The sequence below is a fragment of the Pseudomonas sp. TE36184 genome (assembly GCF_054060055.1).
Genome location: NZ_JBSSCU010000001.1, coordinates 1,517,738 through 1,535,899, shown reverse-complemented (window position 1 = coordinate 1,535,899; position 18,162 = coordinate 1,517,738). Strand labels below are relative to the sequence as shown.

Here is an 18,162-nt window from a genome sequence, read left to right as displayed (position 1 = left end):
TTACTTCTCCATCCATGCAGCAAGGAATAAAGGGATCTCTCTCGTGCCACCGCTTTGCAACTTGAGCATGTTCAGATCGCGGACAATCTTTTCTGCCCCACACTCGCGCATGTATCCAATGCCTCCGTGCACCTGTACGACATGGTTGGCTGCCTGGCAGAGGCTTTCATGCAGCCTCGCTCGCATGGACAACACCACGCCTAAATCCAGCTCATCGAGCGGGCGCGTCAACATGCTGAGCACTGCTTCTGCGTGCTGGAGCGTCATCTCCACCTCACCGAGCATGAACTGTACGGCTGGGTGGTGATCGATACGCTTGCTTCCTTGCTTGCGAATGGCGGCATACTCGACGGCGAGGGTTTGCCCTCGCTCCAAAGCCCCCACCGCAATTGCCATCAATCCAATGCATTCAGCCTTAAGTAGGCGCTCATATATGTTTCGGGATCCTGCTGCATCAAGACTGCGGGTTTGCGCATACGCGCCCCCCTGCACGAGGTAACTCGATAACTCGTCGAAACCATGTTGAGCCTCACATCGAGTGACAACCGCCTCAGCGCTGGTACTCAGGCGCCAGACGATTTGTCCGTCACACCACTCGGGCCAAATCAGAGATTGCCAACCCTCTGCCGCGACAATAGGGCTGACATGTCGCTGCCGACACAACCAGTCACTGAGTGTGTTTTGGTCTTCCGGCGGCATTACCGAACCCTTGATCCAACGCGCCAGGCTGTAGCGACCAAGGCCGTAGTGTCCGACGATAGATAGTGTGGAGGCGAGGAGACGCTCTTGGTTGAGCGTGAAGCCGAGCTGTTTTGCTAAGCCATGGGCCAAGCCACTGCGATGCCAGGAGAAGGCAATGCCAGGGTTGGCGCGGCCCAGATGCCTGAGCCCCCCTATGTTGAAGAACATGGTTTCGGCGGTATCGGTGTGATCCCAGATCCCAAATCCATCCTCACTGGTGGACAGGGAAATAATGCCAAGTTCGACAGCTTCTTTTGTCAGCGTCTCAAGGCACTGGGTGGAGACGGGATGTTCGGGTCGCTCCGCTGAGACCCAAACACGTTCTTTTGCGAAACGACCTACTTCATCAAGCAGAGGCAAAATATCTTCGGTGTTCATGGCTATGACATCACCACCCGCGAATTATTGTTATGGGCTGAGCGCCAGTCCGATCCTTAGGCAATCTGGATCGAATACGGCCGCTTTCAAACGTCGAACCGCCTGGTAGATAGGGCGGCCTCGGATGGGATAGAGGATAGGAACAATGGGGGGCTTTAAGGAATTATCAGGGGGGACATTTGCTTTAGAATTTAGGCCAAATTCAAGGCCTGAAGAGCAAGTCTGGATGAACGTGTAGGAGTGGGCTTGCCATACGCAAACGATTCCGATGCGGCAAGCATTGGTGCTGTCCTCGTTGTCTGGCCCGTTGTCAGCGCTTGGCCCGGCTCGCAACGAATCAGCTTCTGCCAGCGTTCGGATATAGAGTAATGGCCAGCATGGAAGCACGCAGCATGATGTGACCGTAACCGGTGTCACTGAATGAATGCAGGCCTCATCGAGGGGCAGGTTTGCCGTAGACCAGCACAGCCCCCCGATGGCCTGTTGTCATTTCATATCTCTGGCCTGCACCCACAGTACGGCGTCTTGCGACAGGGGTTTGCCTTTATGGGTTTTCGTTGTGCCGATGTTGAGCGCCGCAATGCCCCACCAGCCGGCACGGGGCAGGCCGATGGTGACGATACCTTGGGCATCCGAATACGTGCTCATGGATTTGAAGGAGGCTTGGGGGGGCGTGACATAGTCCTTCTGGCCGAAGGCGTTGTATTTGATGTCGACGGAATGGTTGAGGTATTCGATTTCGACCTCAGCGAACGGAACGGGTTTGCCGTTGGCAAGCACTACGGCGCGGAACACGCCGCCTGTCCAGTTGGCATAGGGTTTGTTCAGGGGTTGGATTTCCACCGGCGCGCCTTGCGGTTCCGACCAATTGCCGGGTACGCCACCCACATTGACGATCAGCTTGGTGAACTGCTGAATGTAGATGCCTTCCTCAGTTTCCAGGTAGGGCTCGGGTTCGAGTACGAAGACATGGTCACCTAGCGAGCGCACCAATTCCCGTGGGATCGACGCACGATAAGCGGTCGCCTGGTTATCCCGACTCTGCCACTGCACAGGCCGCAGATATTTGCGCAGGTCGATTTTTTCCCCGCCATGGGAGCTGACGTGGTTGAAGGCGAGGGGTTGCCCCATGACCATCGTCGGCCCGGCGGAGAACGGGTGGGTGAACACCATCGCGAATTCCAGGTTGTCCGCGCGCGGCAGCGCTGTTTCTTCCACATACAGCAGTTGGAAATGGGCCTGTGCGGCGCACGCCATGCAACCGAAGGTCACGGCGGCAAGGGCTTGAAGCAGTCGTCGTTTGATCGCCATGGTCATTTTCACTTTGTAATGTCGGAGGATTGGATCGTGGCGCCATGGTTCTCTCCGCCGAGGAACACGACGGAGTAGGCGCCAGCCGGGGCCCGGAACGTAAAGCTGTTGTCTTTGTCGACAGTGCCTTCGAGCAACACCTTGTTGCTGGTGTCCTGGACATGGATTTTTCGACCCGCGGCGGAACTGCCGTCGGTGTAACCCGCCTCACACTTCACCCAGTCATCGTTCTCGATATAGCAGTCGAAAACGGGGCCGTGGGCCGAGGCGGCCTGGCAGAACAGCAGTGCAGTTGCCAGCAGTATCGGGTGGACTAGATCTAGCGATTTCATCTGGTTTCAGTCTCCATGGTCGAAGTCGATCACTGGGGCGTTGCTGCTTGAACGCCAGCCTCAGGGGAACCGGCCGGCGCGAAGGCCGCCAGCAAGGCGTCCAGGTTGAAACTCAGCAGCGCCTCGTAGCTGTTAGTGTTGTTGGCGAGCAGGCCAGGGTTGCCGATATCCAGGATCAGCAGGCGTGCGCCCCCTTGCTCTATGGCCTGTGCAGTCTTGGCGTCAGGTGCCCACTTATGGACCACCACGCGGATATCACGCTCGCGCAGGTAGCGGGTCAGGGCGGCGCGGTCGGCGTCAGTCCAGTCGATGTCCTGACGCACGAACCAACCGTCCACATACACGCCGAACTCGCCGAACAGGTAGATCGGCTCGCTCGCCAGCGACAGCACGCGCAGGTCCGGCACCTTCAGCAGCCGGTCACCGTAGTGGGCCTTCAGTTGGCGCAGTCGGCCGTCGAGTGCGGCGAGGTTGCGCTCGATCCGGGGCGCGTCGGCCGGGGACAGGCGTGCCAGGTCGGCCGCGATCAGTGCTGACATACGCATGGCATTGACCGGGCCAAGCCAGGCGTAGGGCGACAGGCCGCCTTCGCCGTTGCGGGCGCCAGCCCAGGGAACATCGTTCGAGGGTTCGCGGGTCACGGCTACGCCGGGCTTGAAGCTGTCCCATGAGTGCGACGCATCGATCTCGACGATCCGCAGGTTGTGGCGCCGGGCCGTCGCATACAGCGGGTCTGCGCGCCACAGGCTGCTCACGGTGACCACGGCGGCGGCTTTCTGGAACACGGCCGGCTCCAGGCGTGACAGAGCGTTGGCCTGGCTTTCCATGGGCACTTCGGCGTCCGGCGGCACACGGACTACCTCTATGTGGGTGCCTTCGCCGAGTGCCGAGGTGAGCGCATACAGCGCCGGCAGGGCGACCAGAACTTGTTGCTGTCCTGCATCCGCAAACGCTGACGGCGTGCCGCCCAGCAGCAGTACCAGCAGGGCTAGCCAGGGGGACATGGATGGGGTGAACCGTGTCATACGCTGGCCCCTCTGAACTGCGGCGCGGTGCCGCGGATGAGGGTGGTTAACGCAAACACCAAGGCCGCGACGATCACGATGGCGCCGCCCGTGGGGACTGGAATATGGAACTGCATCGGTGCCAGGATGCCGACCACACAGGAAAAGGCCGCGATCACGACCGCCCACGCGACCAGGCCCGACAGTGAGCGGCTGATGTTGCGGGCCGCGGCTGCCGGTATCAGCAACAAGGCCTCGACCAGTACGGCGCCGATGATTTTCAAGCAGGCGACCGTTACCAGGGTGACCAGCACCACGAACAGGTACTCGACGCTGCGCACCTTCACACCGCGCGCATGGGCCAGGCTCGGGTTGAGGCTGGAGAGCAACATGCCGTTGTACAGGGGTAGCCCGATCAGCGTGCAAATCACCGTCACGCCCAGCAGTACGTTCATGTCGGTGTGGTCGACGGCCAGGATCGAGCCGAACAGCACACCTTCCATCACGTGCGTGTTGATTTTCGCTGACACGAACAGCAGCAATGAAGCCCCGACCGCCAGCGAGATGGAGAGGAACACGCCGATCAGCGTGTCATTGGCCAGAGTGGTGCGGTGCTGGGTGTATTTGAGGGTCAGGGCGAACAGCAGACAGAAGCCGAACATCGAAAAGTACGGCGAGGTATAGGACTCGCCGAGCAGCACGCCAATGGCCACGCCGGTCATTGCAGCATTGCCCACGGATTGGCTGAAGAACGCCATCCGCTTGATCATCACCATTGAGCCCAGCACGCCCAGCAACGGCCCGATCAGCACTGAGCACATCAGCGCATTGATCACGAACTCGTATTCGAACGGTTGCGGTAACACATGGCTCGCGGCGAGCGCCTGGAGGTGGTCGCGAATGAAGTCGTACAAGGCATTCATCGAATGGCCTCCACTCGGCTGTCGAGCTGATCGGCGGGGCCGTGAAACAGCACCCGCTGGTTGATAACGGTCACTGACTGCGCGATACGCTTGACCTGTTCGAGGTCGTGGTTGATCCACAGGATGGTCACCCCACGGCTGTTCAGCTCGGCCACCAGCGCCTCCACCAGGCGCACACCGGCCTCGTCGATCCCTGCGGTCGGTTCATCGAGGATCAGCAGCGAAGGCATCGGGCTGATCGCCTGGGCCAGCAGCACGCGCTGACGCTGGCCGCCGGACAGGCTGCCAAAGGGTTTTTTACCCATCCCCGCCATGCCGGTACGCGCCAGGGCTTCGGCATTGGCCGCCTTGGCGGCGCGGCTTGCACCCAGAAATGCGGGCCGGCGTTGACCCAGCAAGGCCATGAGATCGTTGACGGTCATCGGCACGTTGCGGTCGAAGTCCGGCAATTGCGGGACATACCCTATGGGCGTGGTGAATTCACCTTCGAAGCGGATCGTCCCCGAATGCGGCATCTGGCCCAGCAGCGCGCGCACCAGTGAGGTTTTGCCGCCGCCGTTGGGGCCGACCAGGCAGTGCAAGGCGCCGGCTTCTATGTGCACGTTCACCTGATCGAGTACCTGCGTACCTCCCAGCCGCAGGGAGACGTTGTCGAACACAATGGCGGGGCCGCGCATCGCGTGTTCCTCCTTTAGCGCATTCATTGCTGGGTGTACTCAACGGCTTGCGCCAGGGTTTTGAGGTTCTCGCGCATCGCCACCTCGAACTCGTCCGCGCTGTAGGTATCGCCGGTGATATGGGACAGGGCGAACACCTTCACGCCGGTGGCGGCTTCGATGGGTTTGGCCAGGTCGAGGGAGAAGTTTTTCTCGGCGAACAGCACTTTGACGTTGGCCTTCCTGATCGCCTCGATGGTGTTGGCCAGTTGGCGTGCTGTCGGGGCGACGCCGTGGCGCGGCTCGATCACAGCGCTTACGAACAGGCCGAACTCCTGCATCATGTAGTCGTAGCCCGCATGGGTCGTCGCACAGCGGAACGAAGACAGGTCCAGCGCGGCGAAGCGCGTCATGAAGCCTGCGCGTAGCTCGCGGATACGGCCGGCATACGCCAGGGCGTTTTTTCGATACGCAGCAGCGTTGTCCGGGTCCAGCTCTCCCAGCCGGCGAGCGATCTCGAACACCTGCTGGATCGCCGCCGTGGTGGACACGAAGGTGTGCGGGTTGACCACCTTGACCCCTTCCTGGTCGCCACCGATGGGAATCAGCGCCACTGTGGCATTCGCCTGGATAATCGGCAGTGTTTGCGTGCGGCCGGCGGCCTTGATGATCTGAAAGGCCCACTCATCGTGGCCGATGCCGTTGACCACCAGCACATCGACATTCATCGCGCGGGTGATGTCATCGGGCTGCGGCTGGTAGTTGTGCGGGTTGGCCTCTGCCGGGATCAGCGCAATGACCTCTGCCCGATCACCCACGATATTGGCCACGAAGCTGTAGTAGGGATGCAGGGTGATGCCGATCCTGAGTTTCTTTGCCGAGGCGAAGGCCGGGCCGGCGAGCGTGATGGCGAATATCAGCACCAACAGCGCGATACAACGGTGCCACAAGGCGCGTTGTTTCATAGAAACAGTCATGGCTGGGTTCCTTTTACGCGTTCGATTTCGCTGGTGCCGTCGTAAGGGATGACTTGGCGCCAACCCTCGCCGACCAGGGATTCGGGCTTGACGATGGCGGGGTAGGGCGCGTTCGGGTCTCGGTGGACCCAGATCGTCGCTTGGTTGGCCCACATCACCCCGGCATGGGCGTGACCGATGATCAGCAAATAGGCGCTCTGGCCCGGTGCATGGCCGCCAGAGCCGTAGTACACCGTTGCACCTTGCCCCAGGGTGGCCTGGGACACGGCGTTGACGGTCTGGTCCGCCGCAGTGGCATCGTCGTCGCCACCCTTATGGGCCAGGTGGGAGCCAGGCAGGATCAATTGCCAGTGCACCTCGCCATTGGCTTTCCAGAAGGCATCCCGGTAGAAGGGCGGCAGCAACAGCTCCTGCGCACGCTCTAGGGTGATCCAGCCGCCGGTATCGTTGTTGGTCCAGATGATTTCTTCACCGGCCGGTAACAACGCGCTGTGGATGGCCTGATCGACCGCGCCCAAGCCATCGAAGGAACGCACCTGCCAGCTCAACGGGGTCGGCGGGCCAACTCTTTCGGGGCGCAGCAGCACATAGCCGGCCACGCCGGCGATGACGGTCAGAGTCGCCAGCACCAACGCCAGCGACTCCCAACCGCTGGAGCGTGGGCGCACCCGCGTGACGGCAATGGTCGGGCGCGCCATCAGAGAAACGCGATCCAGCGGCCCAGAAAGACCACGCCCGCCCACAACAGCAACGAGCTGAAGCCGGCGATACGCGCCTGACGGGGAGGCGGCAGCGTCGTGTCCCATTCGGCAATCCGGCGAAAGGCGCCCAGGTGGAAAATCGCCATGTTGATCCCGGCCAGCATCAACAGGCCCATCTTGAAAAGGAACGCGGTGTTCTGCACATAGGTCGTGCCATTGGCGCAGAACATCAGCAGGCCAGTGATGACACAGGTCACGAACGCGACCCAGGTGTACGGCAGCAAATCCTGGGTCAGCTTCAGCGCGCCGCGCCGGTGGGCGGCCACGCCCAGCAGACGCAGGTCGACCACCGCGATGCTGCCGTAGACGATGGCGATGCCGATCACATGTACCGACTCCAGCATCGGGAACGCCGAGCCTGACTCGCGAATGAACGTTGCGACCGGAGTGTCCTGGACGGCTTGCAGCAGAGGTTGAATATTCATGGCGAATACCTGAGAACTTGGGTTGAAAACGCTTAGATCGTGTAGGCGATCCAGCGGCCGCAAATGATCACGACGCACCACAAACCGATCGACAGCCACGCAAACGCCTTGACGGAACTCGACGCGACGTCACTGCCGGCAGAGCGCAGCAGCGGGCGGCGAAGCAACCAGGTCAAGCTGAACGCGGTCACCACCAGGACCATCTTCAGCCAGAACGTCGAGTTGACGAGCACCCGATCAGGCTCGGCGATGATCATCAGTAACCCGGTGCACAACAGCACGATCAGTGCATTGCGCATCCATGGGTAGTAACGGCATACGATGCCGCGCAAGGGCTCATCGCTGGCGAACACGCCCGCCAGTCGCAGATCGGAAATCAGCGCCGAACCAAACAGCACGGTGATGGCGATGATATGAATGCTCTGCACGGTGGGGATGACCCACAGGATGTCGCGGATGGCAGTGCTCAACGGTGACGCGTAGATCCAGGCAATGATGAGTGAAGAGGACATCGGCTTTTTCTCCCGCAGTGGGTTAGAAATCTTGAGGGGTTGCGATCGGATGCAATCGCGCCGCATCCTCCGGCAGCAAGTACCCTTGCTGGATCGAAACGGCTTTGGCGTCTTCGAATTTCTGTGCGTAGCGGCTGAAATCTCCATAGCGCTGGCCCAGCTCTTCTTTGGAGTACGGCACCTTGGTGTCGTAGATCAGCCCGCAGCCGCTCTCTTGATCGGTGAGGTAGCTGGCGCTGGGCACCTGGATCCACGGCGGGCGCACGCCGCCTTGCAGGTTGCCGGTGGCGGGCGTGCGGGCAGCGGCCTTGCCGTCGCGTACCACCCGGGGGGCGTTGGGCATCGGTTTGCCGTCGCGTACCCACTGGTCCATGCCATCGAGCAACGCCGAGACCACCAGTTCAACCGGTTCGTCGTACAGCGTCCGGCAGCGCGGGTCGTCGCCCTTGCCGATGTCGGCAGCGAGCTTTTCGGTGTGCTCCGTGCCGAGGTCGGCCAGGCGCAGATGGGGCATGCCGGTGACTTCGTAGTAGCGCAGCTGCGGGGCGTCGGTGTCCGCGGGCAGCGGGATGCCTTCGATCACGTCGTGCATCAGTTCGGACTGGCTGTAGACGGTCACGAACGGCACGCCTGCGGGCATCTGGCGTGGCACCCGGATCACCTCGCCGCCCACTTCTCCATAGGCCATGCGGCCGGTCATATAGGCGTCGATCAGCGGCGTTTCGTCGGGCATGCGCCATTGCTGGTGACGGCCCTGGTCGAGATAGTCCATCCACACTTGCGCGGTGACGGCCCAGCTATTCACATAGACGCGCTGCACATCCAGGCCCGCCAACGGGCCCTGTGCCCCGTTGGTTTTAAGCAGCAACGCCAGTTGCGCGCCGATCCCTTGTGACTGGGGCGCAAACGGGTCGGGTGCTTCGCCCCGCGTGAAGTGCGCCGGGTCGTAATAGGTGCCCAGCGGTGCGTAGCGGGCGAAGTCGAAGCGGCGCATGAACTCGAAGTTCACGATCTGTCCGTATTGGGCGATCTGTTCGGCCTCAGCCGCCGGGGTGTCGGAGATGAACTTGGGATCTACCGCCGGCTTGTTCACATTCAATGTGTACCCGACGTATGCGTAGCCGCGCCGCAGCAGATAGTCGCGGGTCAGGATCCAGCCTGCGCCACGCTCGCCGAACCAACTGAATGGCTCGATCACCACCGTGCCATTGAAGTGCGCTGGGTCCGCCGGCTTGCGCACTAGAATGCGCGTGGTGTAAGGCGCTTCCAACAGGGTTTTGCCGGCGGCGGTAATGGCCGGGGCGACGCCTTGCAGGTAGTACTCTTGCTCGATGTAGCCGTACCGGTCGAGGTCGCTGTATTCGGTGCCCGGGCGTTTTGCCGACGACAGCGGCGGTTTGTCCGAGGGCGGTACCGCGATGGCCGTGGGCATGCGCGGCACCTCGGCGAAGGTGTTCGACGCGATGCACAGCGACAGCACGACGCTGAGGCTGATGGGGATCAGGCGTTCCATTCGTAAAGCTCCAGCAGGGGGGATGGGCAGATTCACTCAAGGCTCAGAGATGCCTTGCCCTCGCTGTCGATCACGATCTGGTTGTTCTCGCACACGTACTCTTGGATGGCGTAGTTGGAGCGCTTGTACTCAAACGTAAAGCGATAGGGGGTGTTGAGTACCTGCGGGTCTTCGATCAGGACCTGGTTTTCCAGGTGATCCGGCCCGCGCAGCCGGATGCGTTCGGTGATCTTCATCGCCGGCCCGTGGGGCACGTCGTAGAAGCGCACGTCCGTTCGCACGCGTTGGGTCTCGACCACGAGCGTGTCGCCCTCCCAGTGGCCGCGCGAATGGCCTTGGTACTTCGGGTCGAGTTTGTCTGTGGGCGGCATGGCCTGGTTCAAGAGAATCCGCCGCACTTGCTGGAGATACTCGCCGAGGATGATCACTTGCTTGTCATCGCGAATGATCTGGATCGGGAAGAGCGCCGCCATCATTGTCGGCATGCCCTCGGGCAGGCACCTGGAACTGGTGGTGGCGATCGGCGTGCCGGCTGCGTTGGCCACGGCTTCTTTCTTCTTGAGTTCGGCGTACTCGGCGGCGTAGGACGCCTTGAGGTCCATCGGCCCACCGGGGTGAACCGGATCGTCCGGGTTCTCGCCGAACCAGTCGTCCGGGGTTCTTTCCCAGGTGCCACTGATGTCCGGCCGGGTGGCCACGCTGTGCCTGTCGGTTTGGGTTTTCGATGCCGTGGCAGCGCTGCTCATTCCGGCGAAGGTCGCGAGGACCACGCCCAGGAGGAGCATGGCTGTGTGGGTGGTACGTGCTGGTTTCATTGAAATGTCTCCGCGTTGCTGGTTTGCCCAGTTCTGTTGTTGTCGCATTCGGGAGGGGCTGCGTTTAGCCGCCGCCCGAGAGCACCACGTCACCGATCTTGATCTCCACCAGCAGCCCGCCCGGCTCGCCGTTTTTCAACGGTTTGAAGGACACCTCGGCGGTCTCGCCAGCCTTGATCGAGTTGGCCGTCCAACCCGTTCGTTGCAGCGCGTTGACGCTGCCCGTCTCGATCTTGAAGCGTTGGGAGGGCGGACCGGGCACATCGACGTAAATCGTGATGTGAGGGTTGGTCCAGGCAAAGCGCTCGACGACACCTTTGATCGTGGTTGTCTGGGTCTGGTCGAACAGCGCGAATGAATGATGGGCACTGGCAACAGGTGGCAGTGCGCTGCAGGTGATGAGGGTCAGAAGACAAAGCCCCTGACGGAATAAGCGAAAGGGTAATAAAGCGGTCATGACGGGTGCCTCGTTTTTTATGGTTCTTATCGGCCCAGCATAGGGCGGACGCGCTCAGAAGCCGTATCCCAAAACGGCAACTATTGAGCAAAGGGAGGTTGTTGCACCAGTGAGGTGGTGCGTGACGAAGGAGGGGGGAGCAAATGCCTTTACGTGCTGATTTGGGTTACCGCTTCACGGCCCAAACGGGAACACTCGTGCCTCGCCTCACAACTATAAAAACAGGAGAGACGTCATGCGCATCCCCCCCTACGCGCCATTACTGTCGCTGGTTGCACTCTGTGCAGTCGGCTCACAGGCACATGCCTACACGCTTTACAACGAAGATGACGGTACAACCGTTTTGAACGCCGACCTGGGCGCTGCATTTGGCTGGTTTGGCAGTACCCATAACTACCTCGGTGATCCGCAAAAACAACCCGGCGGCATGCACTGGCAGGAGGGTTACGTCAAATACGGTCTCACTGGTTCCACGGATAAGATCGTCGCCGGCTCGGTGTATGGCGGCTTCAGCCTGCTTAGCAGCGGGTCATGGGGGGACGGAGACATGGGGGCGACCACGGCGGGCAATGAGCGACGAACCGCTGTGGAAGACGCGTTCCTGGGCTGGAGATCCGGCGACCTGCTACCCGCCCTGGGCAAGGATGGCGTGGATTTTTCTTTCGGGCGCCAGATTGTCACGGTGGACGGCTTTCTGATTACCGACGATGGATTCGACGCGGGTAACGCATTCAACCCCATTGAGGGCGTGCATGATGGCCGGTTTAACCGTGGTGGCGCCTTTTACCTTGGTCAACGCCTGGCGTTCGGCAACACAGCGGTGCTGAAGTTGGGCGGCAAGGAAGGGCTGCACGCTAGCTTGATATGGCTGAAATCCGACAACGCTGGGCAGTCCAAGACCGAACTGGCAGTGGGCACTATCGATTACACCACCCCCATTGGTTCGATCGGTTCGACCTACGTACACGGCCTGGATGTGGATGAGAAATATGCCTTTGCAGATCGGCTTGAGCGCAAGGGCATGAACGTCTACAGCATTCGTGGGCAGGGCAATGCTGGAATCGAGAACGCCGATTTTGCCTTCGAGGTGGCCCGCCAGGAAAAACGTTCGGGCTCACAGCGAGCGATGTTTTTCGACGCGGGTTACACGTTCGTCGATGCACCATGGCAACCGACCGTCAGCTATCGTTATTCGCGCTACTCCGAAGGCTGGGACTTCCTGTTCCAGGGCGGTTATCGCAAACGCCTCCAGGGGGAAATTGCGCTTAATTATGCGGGCGCCGTGACTTCGAACATGCAGATCAACGATGTACTCCTCTCGGTCAAGCCGACCGAGAAGTTGACCCTTAACGCGATGGCGTTCGACTACCACCAGCTTTCCCGTCGCCATGAGCTGGACTTCGCTGCGCAGGAGGTCGACCTGTTTCTGGATTGGGCGGTCACGGAAAACATCACGCTTTCGCCGCTGGTGGGCTTCTACAAGCCGGAGAAGTGGCTGGGCAACGGTGGCCGCCAGAGCGGCGACGCATCAACCAACACGTACATGCAGTTCATTGTGTGGGCGACGTTCTGAGTCGTCATTGACGTCTATCGCGGGGCCTTGCAGGCGTTGGCGTTTTGCGTCAACGCCTCATCCATTCAGAGCATGCGGCGCAACACGTCGTTGCGCGGGTCGCGGTCGTAGAAGCGATGCTTGAGGGCGCCTGCCACATGCAGCACCGTGCAGCCGATGCTTTAAGCGCCAGAACTTGGAAAGGGGTTTCCCAAGCTTGCTCGACGCCCTGACCTCCAAGTAAAGACCAGGGACATCGGTGGGGGTTTCCTGAAAACTGGCCAGGCATGCAGTGTTTGAATAAGCACCGTGATCGCGACGCAGAAGAACCCGGTTTCGGCTGTTCGCAGCAGTCAGTTGGTGGCCACTAAAAATCCCTCCAATTTTTTTACTTCTCAAGTACGACGAGGCTCGCCCTCGGCAATTTCGCGCATCAGACTCAGGTAACGACGCGCGCCCAGCCCCAGAGGTCGGTTCTTTACCCAGATGATGTCGACCCATAACCGCATCTGACTTGGCATGTTGTCAAACACCACCTCCGTCAATGCGCCCGAAGTGATTAGCGGTTGTACCAGCGGCTGTGGAAGATAAGCCCAGCCCAATCCTTGCTGCACCAGATCCAGCGTTGCCAGATAACTGTCGCTGAGCCAAATCCGCCGCGACAGCACAACACGTGGGTCAGAGTCTGTAGGTCCTCCGGTCGCAACGATGATCTGCCGAACGTCCACCAGTTGCTCTTCACCTAAAGGGCTTTTCTTGCCGGCGGCCGCAGGATGATCTGGAGAGGCAACTGCGACTAACAATTGGCTCCCCGCTTCAAGAAACGTCTCCCGCTCGTCAAGCCCGGGTCGTTCAAATCCAAGTGCCAATTGCACACGTCCTTCATGGAGCATGCGAATCGCCTCCGGATGGGACGCGGAGCGAATCTCGATTTCAAGGGTGGGAAACTCTTTGGCGATAATGGACAGCGGACGATTCCACACGCCTGTTTGTAGCTCTGGCGCCATCGCAAGGACCAAGCGCCCCTCCAACCCCTGATGAAGCTGGAGGGCATGCGCGTCCAGCAGGTTTAACTGGCTAGCGACCTGTCTTGCCTGGGGCTCAAGTGCTTTGGCGGCTGCGGTCGGAATGGCTTTGCGGGTTGATCGGTCAAAAAGCAAGAGATCCAACTCTGCTTCAAGCTGCGACACCGCCATGTTGATAGCGGAGGGAACCCGGCCTAACTTTCGGGCTGCGGCGGAAAAGGAGCCGCTGTCCACGACCGAAAGGAAAATTTTAAGTGACTCGCTGGTAAACGCCATCGTGGTTGTCAGATTTTCTGATAATGATCGTCTTTATTTATCAGATTCATTAGCCTAATTTCCACTCCTATTACAAATTAAGTACGTGGGGAACACCATGTTAAATACCGAGTTGATGGGGCATGTGGCACTTGTCAGTGGTGCTGGAAGTGAAGCTGGCATTGGTATGGCGATCGCTCGCAGGCTAGGTGCATCCGGGGCGAAGTTGATCGTCACTGCCAGCAGCAGCCGCATCGCGGATCGGGTTAAAGAGCTACGCCTTGAAGGGTTTGAAGTTGAAGGCCGGCCAGCTGACCTCACCGATGAAATCCAAGTGCGTGAATTCGGCCTGTGGGCAGAGTCAGTCTGGGGGCGGGTCGATATCCTGGTGAATAATGCCGGTATGGCCATGCAAGGAAGCCCTGAGATTTTTTCGGAATTGGCGAGCATGGAACTGCATGAATGGAATCTTTCACTGGCAAGAAACTTAACCACGGCTTTTCTTTTGACTCGGGCCGTTTTGCCCGGTATGCGGGCACGAAGTTATGGGCGCATTGTCAATATTAGTTCCACCACGGGCACTCGGGGGAGCAATCCGGGCGAGGCCGCTTATAGCGCAGCCAAGGCCGCGATGGTTGGCATGAACATGGGGCTTGCACTTGAAGTCGCCAAGCAGGGGATTACTGTAAACAGCGTGGCGCCCGGATGGATCACCACCGGCTCAACCACGCCCGTTGAAGCAGAGGCGGGGCGCTTTACCCCGATTGGACGGGCAGGCAACCCCCGTGAAGTGGCGGCGGCGGTTGCATTTCTGGCGTCGCCTGACGCCAGTTACATCACGGGTGAAGTCCTTGTGGTGGACGGCGGGAACTGTCTGGTCGAGAACAAGGCTCCTCACGCCTGACTTCAAGTTACGTCGGTTTATTCCCTGAATCTCAGATTATTCAGCGGGATAAATTAATGATCCAAATAAAGTTTCTGCGCTCACCGCAATATACCCAGGCATAGGTTAGCTCGCGCTGCAAATACTGACGGCGAACACTCAAGTTGTAAGAGGTTGGCACGTTGTTTTCAGTCATTCACGAACTGAGAGGGGAGTGAGTGTGGCGATGGATTGTCTTTTTATCTCGACGGTGACGAATTTTAATTAATGTAATAATTAAAAGAGGGTTTTTATCATGTCGAAAAGTGGAATTAGTGAATCAGCGATTGCTGCTTTTACCGCCTCCGAACGTGCCCGTTTTATACAAAACAACCCCACGTCAATGGCGCTCGCCAAGCGTGCCAAGGCTCATCTGTTCAATGGTGTTCCCATGCACTGGATGAGCGATTGGTCGATGCCTTCACCGCTCTTCGTCCAGCGTGCCAAAGGCGCACGCTTCACCGATGTTGACGATCATGAATACATTGACTTCTGCCTGGGCGACACCGGCACGATGTTTGGCCATTCACCGGATCCTATTGCCCGCGCTATCGCCGAGCAGGCAAATAATGGCTTGACCACCATGCTGCCTGGCGAGGACGCGGTGGTCTGCGGCGAGTTGCTGGCTCAGCGATTCGAGCTGCCTTATTGGCAGGTGACCGCCAATGCGACGGACGCCAATCGTTATGTGTTGCGCTGGGCGCGCGCGATCACCAAACGTAATGTGTTGCTGGTGTTCGACGGCTGTTATCACGGCACGGTGGATGACGTGATGGTGCGCTACCGCGACGGCAAAACAGTGCACCGTGCCGGCCTTGTGGGCCAAGCCTACGACTTGACCCAATACAGTCGATCCATCCCCTTCAACGACGTCGACGCGCTTGAGGCGGCGTTAGCCCAGGGCGATGTGTGCGCGCTGATGTGCGAGCCGGCGATGACGAACATAGGCATGGTCCTGCCCGATCCGGGGTTCATGCAAAAGTGCCGAGAGTTGACCCTTAAATATGGCAGCCTGTTGGTCATTGATGAGACCCACACTATTTCCACCGGCATCGGTGGATGCACTCGCCAGTGGGATTTGAAACCCGACTTTTTCGTGGTGGGTAAACCCATCGCAGGTGGCGTGCCATGCGCGGTGTTTGGCATTAGCGAGCAAGTCGCCTTGGCTATGCGCGACGCGCAGAAGGCCGTCAGCGAAGAGAGTGGCGGGCATGGCCACAGTGGGATGGGAACGACGCTGTCCGCCAACGCCCTGGCGATGCATTGCATGCGAGTCAGTCTTGAAGAGGTCATGACAGCGTCTGCGTACCAGCACATGCTGCCCCTGGCCTCAAGACTCGCCCAGGGATTTCGAGCGTTGTTCAAGCGCCACCAACTGAACTGGTCTGTCACAGAGTTAGGGGCTCGTTGTGAGTTTCAATTCTGTGCCACGTCGCCCAGAACAGGCGCGCAAGCCGAGGCGGCTTTTCATGACAGCCTTCAAATGGCTCTGCACCTTTATCTAATCAACCGCGGCATCCTGATCACGCCTTTTCACAACATGACCCTGTGCTGTCCGCAGACAAGTCAGGCGGATATCGACAGGCTGATCGATGAGTTGGATCGCGCGCTGACCACGCTGCTTGCCCTACCTGGCGCTCGCGTCACCCCTTCATGACTGGACGTCTGAAGCCCCACTTTTCTCACATACTGCCAAGTCGCTTGAATGAGCGCTGAGAGGTTTGACATGCAATTTGCTGATAAAAAAGAGGCTCAGGATTATCTGGCCGCCCACCCTGAAGTGCTGAGCATCGAGTTGTTTCTTATCGACGCCAATGGTGTTCCACGGGGCAAACTGTTGCATCGCGACGAACTGCTGGCGATCTACGAAAATGGTCGGCCGCTGCCAAGTTCGATTCTCGCCTTGACCGTGCAGGGTGAAGACGTAGACGAGACTGGCCTGGTCTGGGACGTCGCTGATGCTGATTGCTGGACTTACCCCCTGCCGGGAAGCCTGACCTTGCAACCCTGGCGTACCAACCCAACAGGCCAAGTGCAGGTGAGCATGCACCCGACCCAAGGTATTCCCGCCGCCCCGGCCGACCCGCGCCATGTCCTGGTGAACACCATCGAGCGGTTGAAAGCCGATGGACTCCATCCGGTCATGGCCGTTGAGTTGGAGTTTTACCTGCTGGACCAACAACGCGACGTCAACGGTCGGCCGCAGCCAGCGTTGCAGACCAATGGCGTACGCCCTCATGCGCCACAGGTGTATGGCGTATACGAACTGGAACAGCTTCAACCTTTTCTTGATGACCTCTACGCAGCTTGCGCGCTGCAAGGGCTGCCGGTACGCACGGCGATCTCCGAGTACGCTCCGGGCCAGCTCGAGTTGACGCTGGAGCATCGTTTCGACGCACTCCAAGCCATTGATGAAGGTGTACGTTACAAACGCTTGGTCAAAGGCGTGGCCAACCAACATGGGCTGCAAGCGTGCTTCATGGCCAAGCCATTCAGCGATCAGGCCGGTAGCGGTATGCATTTGCACGTCAGCCTGGCCGACGAGCAGGGTCACAACCTGTATGCGAGCGAAGACCCACAGGGTACGCCGCTGTTGCGGCACTCCATCGGTGGGATGATGGAGACCTTGTTTGACTCGCTGGCGATATTTTGCCCGCATGCCAATTCATATCGACGCTTCCAGACCGGCAGTTACGCGCCGCTGGCCAAAAGTTGGGGCGTCAACAATCGTACTGTGTCGTTCCGCGTACCCGGCGGCCCCGCGATAAGTCGGCACATCGAACACCGTATTTGCGGTGCCGATGCCAACCCCTATCTCGCTGCCGCCGCAGTACTGGCGGGCATTCACCACGGCATCACTCATCAAAGCGATCCTGGCGCGGCGATTGTGGGCAATGGCTATGAACAGGCGACCGATTTTCTACCCACCGACTGGCTTACAGCGTTGCAGGCACTGCAACGTTCAACGTGGGCACGTGAGGTGCTGGGGGCTGAATTCCTGAAGGTGTTCCTGGCGATCAAGTGGCGCGAGTTCCGTACATTCAATGCCGAAGTCGGGGAGCAGGACTGGCGCTGGTACCTCACTCACGCATGAGTGTTGGCGGCCAGCATGCCTTGAAATGTGAACTGGTCGATCTCAACGGCTATCCGGGTCGCCGAAGAACATTTTGACTGGGCTCTAGGACAACATTTTCAGGCAGAAAAATTTCAAATATGCCCCCAATGTTGCCCCCAGGTCGCTCGTAATACACGTGGACAGGCCGCCGGCGCCGAGTACTTGATCGGCGTCTGCCTGGCCATGGCTTCGGCTTTTTTCTACGCCGTGGCGGCGGCGATCACCAAGCGCCTCAAGGACTTGCCTTGGGCGCCGATGGGCATCACGTCGAAAGTTTTGATAGGCGCGGTAGCCACCTGGTGTTCCGGGCGGGGTTGCAGGTGAGCGAAGGGCCTAACGGGGCGTGCCCAGTTCGCGTATCTCGTCGTAGCGAGCCTGCAGTTCCTGACGCTGTTGCCGGCGTAACTGGCCCTGGGCGTAGCGACGGCGCTCGGTCAGCGTGTCAGGCAGCATGGGGCGCACGGGGCTGGGGCGACCATGATGCTCAG

Annotated in this window: 18 protein-coding genes and 1 pseudogene; 4 read left to right on the top strand and 15 right to left on the bottom strand. The window is 59.7% G+C overall.

What is annotated here, in order from left to right:
* The 13 genes from ACVWZP_RS06770 to ACVWZP_RS06710 all read right to left on the bottom strand — a co-directional run bounded on the left by ACVWZP_RS06770 (nucleotide 1) and on the right by ACVWZP_RS06710 (nucleotide 10,805).
* On the bottom strand, nucleotides 1–1,119 hold the full coding sequence (locus ACVWZP_RS06770) for an acyl-CoA dehydrogenase family protein (RefSeq protein ID WP_052735785.1): 1,119 nt from the start codon (nucleotides 1,117–1,119) through the stop codon (nucleotides 1–3).
* A gap of 486 nt (nucleotides 1,120–1,605) precedes the next feature.
* Complete coding sequence (locus tag ACVWZP_RS06765) at nucleotides 1,606–2,430, bottom strand: DUF4198 domain-containing protein (RefSeq protein ID WP_457369587.1); 825 nt, start codon at nucleotides 2,428–2,430, stop codon at nucleotides 1,606–1,608.
* Nucleotides 2,431–2,438: 8 nt separating this feature from the next.
* Entirely contained in the window at nucleotides 2,439–2,762 is a 324-nt protein-coding gene (locus ACVWZP_RS06760; protein WP_046383303.1) for a hypothetical protein, read from the bottom strand.
* A gap of 29 nt (nucleotides 2,763–2,791) precedes the next feature.
* Complete coding sequence (locus tag ACVWZP_RS06755) at nucleotides 2,792–3,766, bottom strand: metal ABC transporter substrate-binding protein (RefSeq protein ID WP_457369586.1); 975 nt, start codon at nucleotides 3,764–3,766, stop codon at nucleotides 2,792–2,794.
* 17 nt (nucleotides 3,767–3,783) lie between these two features.
* Nucleotides 3,784–4,689, bottom strand: coding sequence for a metal ABC transporter permease (locus ACVWZP_RS06750; RefSeq protein WP_046383304.1), 906 nt, complete (start codon nucleotides 4,687–4,689; stop codon nucleotides 3,784–3,786).
* The gene (locus tag ACVWZP_RS06745) at nucleotides 4,686–5,366 is read right to left on the bottom strand and encodes a metal ABC transporter ATP-binding protein (RefSeq protein ID WP_052735786.1); all 681 of its coding nucleotides are present in this window, start codon (nucleotides 5,364–5,366) and stop codon (nucleotides 4,686–4,688) included. Before ACVWZP_RS06745 ends, ACVWZP_RS06750 begins: the two co-directional genes overlap by 4 nt.
* 23 nt (nucleotides 5,367–5,389) lie before the next feature.
* Nucleotides 5,390–6,322 carry a metal ABC transporter solute-binding protein, Zn/Mn family gene (locus tag ACVWZP_RS06740; RefSeq protein ID WP_457369585.1) on the bottom strand — a complete coding sequence of 311 codons (933 nt, stop codon included), beginning with the start codon at nucleotides 6,320–6,322 and terminating at the stop codon, nucleotides 5,390–5,392.
* Nucleotides 6,319–7,020, bottom strand: a complete 702-nt coding sequence (locus tag ACVWZP_RS06735; protein ID WP_288077895.1) for a DUF6162 family protein — start codon at nucleotides 7,018–7,020, stop codon at nucleotides 6,319–6,321. The genes ACVWZP_RS06740 and ACVWZP_RS06735 overlap by 4 nt, the downstream gene beginning before the upstream one ends.
* Nucleotides 7,020–7,508, bottom strand: coding sequence for a DUF6644 family protein (locus ACVWZP_RS06730; RefSeq protein WP_108524037.1), 489 nt, complete (start codon nucleotides 7,506–7,508; stop codon nucleotides 7,020–7,022). Before ACVWZP_RS06730 ends, ACVWZP_RS06735 begins: the two co-directional genes overlap by 1 nt.
* A 32-nt stretch (nucleotides 7,509–7,540) precedes the next feature.
* Entirely contained in the window at nucleotides 7,541–8,020 is a 480-nt protein-coding gene (locus tag ACVWZP_RS06725) for a DUF6644 family protein (protein ID WP_457369584.1), read from the bottom strand.
* A 22-nt stretch (nucleotides 8,021–8,042) separates the two neighbouring features.
* Nucleotides 8,043–9,533, bottom strand: a complete 1,491-nt coding sequence (locus tag ACVWZP_RS06720) for an alpha/beta hydrolase domain-containing protein (protein WP_448124006.1) — start codon at nucleotides 9,531–9,533, stop codon at nucleotides 8,043–8,045.
* A 32-nt stretch (nucleotides 9,534–9,565) separates the two neighbouring features.
* The gene (locus tag ACVWZP_RS06715) at nucleotides 9,566–10,348 is read right to left on the bottom strand and encodes a hypothetical protein (RefSeq protein ID WP_201022212.1); all 783 of its coding nucleotides are present in this window, start codon (nucleotides 10,346–10,348) and stop codon (nucleotides 9,566–9,568) included.
* Between the two features lie 64 nt (nucleotides 10,349–10,412).
* A complete protein-coding gene (locus ACVWZP_RS06710) occupies nucleotides 10,413–10,805 on the bottom strand; it encodes a DUF6152 family protein (protein WP_046383311.1) in 393 nt (130 codons plus the stop codon).
* A gap of 235 nt (nucleotides 10,806–11,040) precedes the next feature.
* On the opposite strand from ACVWZP_RS06710, the gene ACVWZP_RS06705 reads away from it, so the two are divergent.
* Nucleotides 11,041–12,378, top strand: coding sequence for an alginate export family protein (locus tag ACVWZP_RS06705; RefSeq protein WP_177029631.1), 1,338 nt, complete (start codon nucleotides 11,041–11,043; stop codon nucleotides 12,376–12,378).
* Between the two features lie 65 nt (nucleotides 12,379–12,443).
* Here the strand turns inward: ACVWZP_RS06705 and ACVWZP_RS06700 are convergent.
* Nucleotides 12,444–12,536, bottom strand: a pseudogene (locus tag ACVWZP_RS06700) (cytochrome b); the annotation flags it as partial.
* A 216-nt stretch (nucleotides 12,537–12,752) separates the two neighbouring features.
* The gene (locus ACVWZP_RS06695) at nucleotides 12,753–13,658 is read right to left on the bottom strand and encodes a LysR family transcriptional regulator (RefSeq protein WP_046383313.1); all 906 of its coding nucleotides are present in this window, start codon (nucleotides 13,656–13,658) and stop codon (nucleotides 12,753–12,755) included.
* Between the two features lie 97 nt (nucleotides 13,659–13,755).
* On the opposite strand from ACVWZP_RS06695, the gene ACVWZP_RS06690 reads away from it, so the two are divergent.
* The 3 genes from ACVWZP_RS06690 to ACVWZP_RS06680 all read left to right on the top strand — a co-directional run bounded on the left by ACVWZP_RS06690 (nucleotide 13,756) and on the right by ACVWZP_RS06680 (nucleotide 17,653).
* Nucleotides 13,756–14,541, top strand: a complete 786-nt coding sequence (locus ACVWZP_RS06690) for an SDR family NAD(P)-dependent oxidoreductase (protein ID WP_169881122.1) — start codon at nucleotides 13,756–13,758, stop codon at nucleotides 14,539–14,541.
* Nucleotides 14,542–14,815: 274 nt separating this feature from the next.
* The gene (locus tag ACVWZP_RS06685) at nucleotides 14,816–16,216 is read left to right on the top strand and encodes an aspartate aminotransferase family protein (protein WP_046383315.1); all 1,401 of its coding nucleotides are present in this window, start codon (nucleotides 14,816–14,818) and stop codon (nucleotides 16,214–16,216) included.
* A 69-nt stretch (nucleotides 16,217–16,285) separates the two neighbouring features.
* Entirely contained in the window at nucleotides 16,286–17,653 is a 1,368-nt protein-coding gene (locus ACVWZP_RS06680; RefSeq protein WP_169881121.1) for a glutamine synthetase family protein, read from the top strand.
* Nucleotides 17,654–18,162: the final 509 nt, after the last annotated feature.

What these genes read in the sequence shown, in the direction of transcription:
- ACVWZP_RS06745 (WP_052735786.1), bottom strand. Translation starts at nt 5,366, where the DNA reads ATGCGCGGCCCCGCCATTGTGTTCGACAACGTCTCCCTGCGGCTGGGA.
- ACVWZP_RS06685 (WP_046383315.1), top strand. Translation starts at nt 14,816, where the DNA reads ATGTCGAAAAGTGGAATTAGTGAATCAGCGATTGCTGCTTTTACCGCC.
- ACVWZP_RS06765 (WP_457369587.1), bottom strand. Translation starts at nt 2,430, where the DNA reads ATGGCGATCAAACGACGACTGCTTCAAGCCCTTGCCGCCGTGACCTTC.
- ACVWZP_RS06740 (WP_457369585.1), bottom strand. Translation starts at nt 6,322, where the DNA reads ATGACTGTTTCTATGAAACAACGCGCCTTGTGGCACCGTTGTATCGCG.
- ACVWZP_RS06695 (WP_046383313.1), bottom strand. Translation starts at nt 13,658, where the DNA reads ATGGCGTTTACCAGCGAGTCACTTAAAATTTTCCTTTCGGTCGTGGAC.
- ACVWZP_RS06735 (WP_288077895.1), bottom strand. Translation starts at nt 7,020, where the DNA reads ATGGCGCGCCCGACCATTGCCGTCACGCGGGTGCGCCCACGCTCCAGC.
- ACVWZP_RS06680 (WP_169881121.1), top strand. Translation starts at nt 16,286, where the DNA reads ATGCAATTTGCTGATAAAAAAGAGGCTCAGGATTATCTGGCCGCCCAC.
- ACVWZP_RS06770 (WP_052735785.1), bottom strand. Translation starts at nt 1,119, where the DNA reads ATGAACACCGAAGATATTTTGCCTCTGCTTGATGAAGTAGGTCGTTTC.
- ACVWZP_RS06730 (WP_108524037.1), bottom strand. Translation starts at nt 7,508, where the DNA reads ATGAATATTCAACCTCTGCTGCAAGCCGTCCAGGACACTCCGGTCGCA.
- ACVWZP_RS06760 (WP_046383303.1), bottom strand. Translation starts at nt 2,762, where the DNA reads ATGAAATCGCTAGATCTAGTCCACCCGATACTGCTGGCAACTGCACTG.
- ACVWZP_RS06725 (WP_457369584.1), bottom strand. Translation starts at nt 8,020, where the DNA reads ATGTCCTCTTCACTCATCATTGCCTGGATCTACGCGTCACCGTTGAGC.
- ACVWZP_RS06755 (WP_457369586.1), bottom strand. Translation starts at nt 3,766, where the DNA reads ATGTCCCCCTGGCTAGCCCTGCTGGTACTGCTGCTGGGCGGCACGCCG.
- ACVWZP_RS06720 (WP_448124006.1), bottom strand. Translation starts at nt 9,533, where the DNA reads ATGGAACGCCTGATCCCCATCAGCCTCAGCGTCGTGCTGTCGCTGTGC.
- ACVWZP_RS06750 (WP_046383304.1), bottom strand. Translation starts at nt 4,689, where the DNA reads ATGAATGCCTTGTACGACTTCATTCGCGACCACCTCCAGGCGCTCGCC.
- ACVWZP_RS06705 (WP_177029631.1), top strand. Translation starts at nt 11,041, where the DNA reads ATGCGCATCCCCCCCTACGCGCCATTACTGTCGCTGGTTGCACTCTGT.
- ACVWZP_RS06710 (WP_046383311.1), bottom strand. Translation starts at nt 10,805, where the DNA reads ATGACCGCTTTATTACCCTTTCGCTTATTCCGTCAGGGGCTTTGTCTT.
- ACVWZP_RS06715 (WP_201022212.1), bottom strand. Translation starts at nt 10,348, where the DNA reads ATGAAACCAGCACGTACCACCCACACAGCCATGCTCCTCCTGGGCGTG.
- ACVWZP_RS06690 (WP_169881122.1), top strand. Translation starts at nt 13,756, where the DNA reads ATGTTAAATACCGAGTTGATGGGGCATGTGGCACTTGTCAGTGGTGCT.